The sequence below is a fragment of the Paenibacillus sp. J22FR5 genome, assembly GCF_059691975.1.
This window is the reverse complement of record NZ_JCAUAN010000062.1, coordinates 1-5,956: the sequence shown is the minus strand read 5'-3', so window position 1 is coordinate 5,956 and position 5,956 is coordinate 1. Positions and strand designations below refer to the sequence as shown.

At 44.3% G+C, this 5,956-nt stretch carries 7 protein-coding genes, 7 tRNA genes and 1 rRNA gene; 1 reads left to right on the top strand and 14 read right to left on the bottom strand.

The annotated features are described in order from the left end of the window. Positions 1–268: 268 nt before the first annotated feature. The 3 genes from AC58P7_RS33200 to AC58P7_RS33190 all read right to left on the bottom strand — a co-directional run bounded on the left by AC58P7_RS33200 (position 269) and on the right by AC58P7_RS33190 (position 2,143). Complete coding sequence (locus AC58P7_RS33200) at positions 269–1,336, bottom strand: FUSC family protein (RefSeq protein WP_497350333.1); 1,068 nt, start codon at positions 1,334–1,336, stop codon at positions 269–271. A gap of 135 nt (positions 1,337–1,471) precedes the next feature. Then, positions 1,472–1,669, bottom strand: a complete 198-nt coding sequence (locus tag AC58P7_RS33195; RefSeq protein WP_497350332.1) for a DUF3934 family protein — start codon at positions 1,667–1,669, stop codon at positions 1,472–1,474. A 24-nt stretch (positions 1,670–1,693) separates the two neighbouring features. Further along, on the bottom strand, positions 1,694–2,143 hold the full coding sequence (locus tag AC58P7_RS33190) for a HEAT repeat domain-containing protein (RefSeq protein WP_497350331.1): 450 nt from the start codon (positions 2,141–2,143) through the stop codon (positions 1,694–1,696). A gap of 176 nt (positions 2,144–2,319) precedes the next feature. On the opposite strand from AC58P7_RS33190, the gene AC58P7_RS33185 reads away from it, so the two are divergent. After that, positions 2,320–2,709 carry a helix-turn-helix domain-containing protein gene (locus tag AC58P7_RS33185; RefSeq protein WP_497350330.1) on the top strand — a complete coding sequence of 130 codons (390 nt, stop codon included), beginning with the start codon at positions 2,320–2,322 and terminating at the stop codon, positions 2,707–2,709. 389 nt (positions 2,710–3,098) lie between these two features. Here AC58P7_RS33185 and tenA read toward each other — a convergent pair whose 3' ends face one another. From tenA to rrf, 11 genes are all read right to left on the bottom strand, one after another. Further along, complete coding sequence (gene tenA, locus AC58P7_RS33180; protein ID WP_497350329.1) at positions 3,099–3,764, bottom strand: thiaminase II; 666 nt, start codon at positions 3,762–3,764, stop codon at positions 3,099–3,101. A gap of 132 nt (positions 3,765–3,896) precedes the next feature. Beyond that, a complete protein-coding gene (locus AC58P7_RS33175) occupies positions 3,897–4,484 on the bottom strand; it encodes a thioredoxin family protein (RefSeq protein WP_497350328.1) in 588 nt (195 codons plus the stop codon). A 29-nt stretch (positions 4,485–4,513) separates the two neighbouring features. After that, the gene (locus tag AC58P7_RS33170; RefSeq protein ID WP_497350327.1) at positions 4,514–4,936 is read right to left on the bottom strand and encodes a VOC family protein; all 423 of its coding nucleotides are present in this window, start codon (positions 4,934–4,936) and stop codon (positions 4,514–4,516) included. 186 nt (positions 4,937–5,122) lie between these two features. Beyond that, positions 5,123–5,196: transfer RNA gene (locus tag AC58P7_RS33165), tRNA-Pro, on the bottom strand. A 42-nt stretch (positions 5,197–5,238) separates the two neighbouring features. Then, positions 5,239–5,310: transfer RNA gene (locus AC58P7_RS33160), tRNA-Gly, on the bottom strand. Between the two features lie 43 nt (positions 5,311–5,353). Then, positions 5,354–5,433: transfer RNA gene (locus AC58P7_RS33155), tRNA-Leu, on the bottom strand. Between the two features lie 20 nt (positions 5,434–5,453). Next, positions 5,454–5,529 (bottom strand) — tRNA-Lys (locus AC58P7_RS33150). Positions 5,530–5,539: 10 nt separating this feature from the next. Further along, positions 5,540–5,614: transfer RNA gene (locus AC58P7_RS33145), tRNA-Gln, on the bottom strand. 12 nt (positions 5,615–5,626) lie between these two features. Further along, positions 5,627–5,700 (bottom strand) — tRNA-Trp (locus AC58P7_RS33140). 12 nt (positions 5,701–5,712) lie between these two features. Next, positions 5,713–5,794, bottom strand: a tRNA-Tyr gene (locus AC58P7_RS33135). Positions 5,795–5,848: 54 nt separating this feature from the next. After that, positions 5,849–5,956 (bottom strand): 5S ribosomal RNA (rrf, locus tag AC58P7_RS33130); the annotation flags it as partial.

Sequence of the window (5,956 nt, the reverse complement as noted above, 5' to 3'; positions counted from 1 at the left end):
TTTTTGAACGATTTCTCGTTCGTGCTTACTCACTCGTTGTTCAGTTTTCAAAGATCAATTTCTTTCGTTCACTGCCGTGTTACCGAAGCAGCGAGAAGTAATATACCATATTGATTTTTCATTTGCAAGCTTTATTTTATTTCATCCATTCGTGAAGTTATTCTGGCACGTTCAGACTCCATGGTTTGCGCTTGTTCCTGCTTGTCCTGTTCGGAGCAAGAAACATAATATAACACAAACCATTTCGTAAAGCAAACGTAAATCCCAACTATTTGAGTCGAATACTTTTGAGCAACATCTCGAGCGGTTCCCTCTCTTCGGTCTCCCCTCGATGATCATGCTCCACAAGCTTATCCAAACGCACTATCTGATGACCATAGTCATACATGGCTGCTGCCACAATCGACAATCTCAACATACCGCTTGGTTGTTCATTATAGCGTCCAATAAGATTGACCATAAACTGCTCATTCTCGGCTTCGATTTCCAAACTATCCGAGCTCGATTCCTTCAGCTTATCATCGAATTTCAAAAGAACATGCTCGTGGTACTTAATCAATTTCTCCATATGATCATCAAAACAAACATCCGTTTCCACCGTCGGTGACGCCTGAAAATAATGCTCATCTACGGCATCCAGCACCTCAAGCCCTTTGGACATAACAAGCAGCTTCTGCTTGTAGACAACGAGTTCACGGATCCGCTTGGAGCCGCTGCCCTTCATCTTTTTAATTTCTTCTTCCATTAGTCTGTATTTCTCAGACAGTGACTTCAAAGCATTGCGCAGCCCTTCCTTCTCTTCCCGAAACACCGTTTCCTTGATTTCATTCGAGATCACCGTGCGAAGGAGCAGTGACATTTTGCTGAAAATACTGCCGATCTGTGCGGCGAATTGTTCCTTAGGCTTTGGAGGGAAGAACAGTACATTCACGAGAAAGGCACAGCCAATCCCGATAAGACTCAACAATAATCGATTGACGGCAAAACGCCACTCACCGGACGCCTCCATCACGGCTACAACAGTCACTAAAGTAAGTCCAATCGTCTCTTCCATACGTAATCGTAAACTTAGAATGATAACAATAATACATACAATGCCAATGGCAATCACATTTTGCGAGAAAAATATTCCCGCTAGCAGCGCAAAAGCCGCACCAATAATATTCGTCTTCAGCTGATCTAAGAAATAACGCCAGGAGCGATAAATCGAAGGTTGCATGGCAAAAATCGCCGCAACAGCAGCAATAACCGGTGGCGTGAATTCGAGCCAAGCACTTATATATAAAGCTAAAGCAACAGCTATGCCTGTTTTCCAGACGCGCGCCCCAAATACCATGACTCTCACCTCATCTAAAAATATGCTATATCTATCTTACACAGGTCATGTGTTTGATGCAAAAACTGCTTAACAAACGAACCACCCTCGGCAAACTGCCGAAGGTGGTTCGTGGCTTAGCGGAAAGTGCCAAGCTTAAGATTTCTCTTTATTGGTATTTTTCGAGCTTGCGTTACTTGTCGTACCAGATGCCTTAGCCGCGATTGCAGCAGCTTTCAGACCTTTACTCTTGTAGGGTTTCGGGGCACTTTTTGCCCGGTTCTCACTTGCCTTCCACCGGTTCCAGCCTTTGCTGTCAGTTCCTCTACCTGTTCCACCTTTACCCTTAGCCATATCTTCACTCCATAATTGTTGCTTCTATTTATTTAATAAACCCGACCAAGTCGTTTCAAGCCATTGATCGAAATCAGCGCCTTTGTCACCTTCATACGTATCATAAACATCACTTCTCATTTTCTGTAGCTTCTCTTTGAAAGCCTCATAGGAATGGCCCTCCGGTAAGCTCTTCTTAATGCGAAGTAAAATTTTACCTACACCTTTAATCAAGTCACCTTTTTTACGAGGGGGCAGCTGTACATCCTCACCTAAAATTTTCAACTTGCGGTAAGCCGTTTCTTGAATCGCATACACGCTATCATTTTTCATAAGTCGTGTGAGGATATGAACGGATTGTTGATCGCCATGCTCGCCTAGTGCTTCAACAGCCGTAAGACGCTCCCTCCAATTGGATGTGCGGTTCGCTGCTTTTTTTAACTCTTCAAAATCGGTAGGTTTCTCATTGTGTATTTCAATATTCAATTGATTCATGCTCCTTCTGTGTGCTTATGAGATAGATGTTACACTTTTTTCAGGCATTGTGCCAACTTTTTGGCATGTTTAGTTTATGGAAGTACCTTTCATATAGGATTTTTTAATATAAATCATCATATATAGGTATCTCATTTTGGGGGCGAATTCAATAACCTCAACTTGAGGTGAATGAGATGTCCGATTTTCTAAGACTCGTAGGCGAGCGGTTGCGTATGATTAGAAAGGTTAAGGGTTTGACACAGGATCAGCTGGCTGAGAAAACAGGCAAGGTCGGTATGAGCAAGTCGCACATTTCTGATATTGAACGAGGCCAAAGGAACATTTCATTAATCACGTTAGAGACGTTGATGAACGCTTTAGAAATAGACCCAAGCGAGCTTTTTAATTTTCAAAAATTAGATGGTGTTGATGGCATTCATGAAAAGAAACTGATCATTGATATTCACAAAAGCATGCTCATGGAACGCGGACTCGATGAAGTCCAATATATTGTCCGAACGACGAGTGATTTCCTGGACACCATGGATGCCAAGGAAGCTAACAGACGGAAAAAAAACGACTAACTGACGCAAAAAAGCAACGGCCAGCTCGCATTTTAGGCGAAATGACTCGTTGCTTTTTTCTTCCGCTTTTTAACCGGTATCATCACTTTATTTTAGCTCTAGCTCACTACAACCCCCCTACAGTACTTGCACACTGACGCATCAATGGCGATTTCCTCGTTGCAGTAGGAGCAGGGCTTGTGCGTTTTCACTTCAGCAGGCGCTGAGGATTTTCTTCTTCTTAGACTCATGACAACTAGAATTCCGGCTACCACGACAATTACAGCTAAAATCCAATAAATCATACCGAAACACCTCCCAGTTGATAAACAACTTTTGATGATTTCCGTATATGTATATTCGATCTCTAGGCGCTTATGAATGCGTTTATGTGATGATTTTGCAGGAAATTATAGCCACATTTGTTGACGGTAGGCCATATCCCAGAACAACGTTTCGTAGCGAGTCGTATTCAAAAAGATTATTTCCAAGCGCTCTAATTCGCTCTCCGGCTTCCCTACAGCTAACCGATCCATTAAAGATATGCACCACTCGGCATGTTGCCCGAACTCATCTGAGCTGTAGGCTCTCACCCACTCACCATAGTCGGGATGTTCCACTGCACCTGGGAACCCCTTAAGCATTCGGCCTATCTCCCAGTAACTCCACATACAAGGCAGCAAGGCTGCCGTTAACTCGGCCAACCCGCCATTCTGTGCCACATGCAACATATAGTGCGAGTAAGCGAGGGTGATCGGTGAAGGTTCTGCTTGCTCCAGCTCTTCCTTCGTAATACCGAAACGTGACGCATAAGAACGATGAACGTCCATTTCCACATGTAGAATGGCGTGAAGCGATGTTGAGAATTCACTCATAGTCTTGAGATCAGGAGCTTTGACGGCGCCGAGCGCAAATAATTTGGCATAATCTATTAAATATAAATAGTCTTGAATCATATAGAACCTGAATTTGCTGCGATCCAGCGTTCCCCTACCTAATTCTTGAACGAAGGGATGCTGCTGGGTTTGGCACCATTCATGCTGATATTTCTGAATTAAATGTTGCGTAAAGGACATTGTAGGAGTCTCCTTTTAATATGAGTTTATATAATATAAAGATGAGAAACCTATGAACATCTCGTTGTTGAGGTCCATAGGTTTCTATTTTTGTACGATATGTAAGTTGAGATTTAGCAGACTAAGATAGAGCTACACCAAATCACAAGCATCAGCAGGCATCCAATGTGCGTCTTTACCGTCCCATTTGACATTACAGCCAATTGGATTCGTCACAGGTAACGCAATGTCTTGACCCGAAGTAAGCTCAGTTAACACGTTATCTAAATTGTTGATAGTGATTTTACTTGCATCCTTCGGACTATCTACGCCGCGACCTGTATAGACTAACTTGCGATTTTCATCGAAAACATAAAAATGCGGCGTTCGCAATGCCCCATAGGCTAATGCGGTTTCTTGTGTTTCGTCTCTTAAATATACCCAGGGATATTGATGTTCCTCCATATGGGATACCATGTGATCGAATGAATCTTCTGGCTTAGTGTTCACACTGTTGGCGTTGATTCCAACGAATTGTACACCCTTATCTTTAAACCGATTAGCCGTTTCGCGTGTCACTTCATTTGAGCCGATGACATACGGGCAATGGTTACAGGTGAAGAAGATAACGAGCGTCTTGGCATCGCTAAAATCGCTCAACGTATAGGTATGGCCATCCGTTGCTGGCAATGAAAAATCAGGCGCTGCATCCCAAAGCGATAAAGTAAAGGTAAAAGCCATGTCACATTCCCCTTTCATCCCTGAAAAAGTTATAGTTGATGTTCTCCTGTGCTTTGGAAAAACTCAATGATTTCACCGTTTAATCCTTTGACAAAAGCGATTCGAACGGGTGTCGGCGGGTTTTGGCCTAAGATCACATCTTTGGGCTCTACCGTAACGATTGCTCCAGCCGCAACGGCAGCTTCAACAGCGCCATCTACATTATTGCTGCGGAAAGCAACATGGAAGTAGTAACCTTCCGGTTTTACTTCACTCGACCCCCCAGCGAAAACCTCCATGTAATTCCCATCTCCCGAATCTAGCAAAACAACTCGCTTATCGCCTTCTCCCCAGTTGTTCTTTTCTACAAAACCTAATCCTTCTGTATAAAACTTGACTGTCGCGTCAAAATCATTCGCTCTAAGTGCAACGTGATGGAAGCCGCCGCCGCCTATTTTCTCATTCGTTCCCACTACTTTAGCCCTCCTTTAATAATAAATACATTCACTTCACTATCAGTATACCTGATCATCCGAGGTTAGAAAACGAGTTACATGGAGGTAACTAAGTTAACCCAAGGTAATAAAATAGTAAATTACGAATTCAGGGTAAAACAAAAAACCACAGTACTCATCATTTGATGATTACTGTGGTTGATATCGGGACGACACGATTTGAACATGCGACCCCCTGCTCCCAAAGCAGGTGCTCTACCAAGCTGAGCTACGTCCCGAAGAAAAACGTAAGGGTGCTCGACAGACCCAAACGCCAGAAAAGCGGAAGACGGGGATCGAACCCGCGACCCTCGCCTTGGCAAGGCGATGCTCTACCGCTGAGCCACTTCCGCATAGGGATCCCCAAGCCGTAAGGTTCGACTTGGAGATGTTTGATGCGCGTAGAGGGACTTGAACCCCCACGGTCGCCCGCTAGATCCTAAGTCTAGTGCGTCTGCCAATTCCGCCATACGCGCATGCTGTAAAATAAGACACATGGTGAGTCATGTAGGATTCGAACCTACGACACCCTGATTAAAAGTCAGGTGCTCTACCAACTGAGCTAATGACTCAGATGGAAAATGGCTGGGGATCAAGGATTTGAACCTTGGCATGACGGAGTCAAAGTCCGTTGCCTTACCGCTTGGCTAATCCCCAGTATTGTATGATTGGCAGGGGCAGCAGGAATTGAACCCACACCAAAGGTTTTGGAGACCTTTGTTCTACCCTTAAACTATGCCCCTTGATTAGGTATATGGAGGCTGATGGATTCGAACCACCGAACTCGAAGAGAGCAGATTTACAGTCTGCCGTGTTTAGCCACTTCACTAAGCCTCCATAAAAGGTAATTCAACTCTACTTAGGCAAAAAAAATACCCACAAGTGGGTACTGCTTGGCAACGTTCTACTCTCCCAGAACCCTGCGGTTCAAGTACCATCGACGCTGGAGGGCTTAACGGTCGTGTTCGAGATGGGAACGCGTGGGTCCCCTCCGCCATC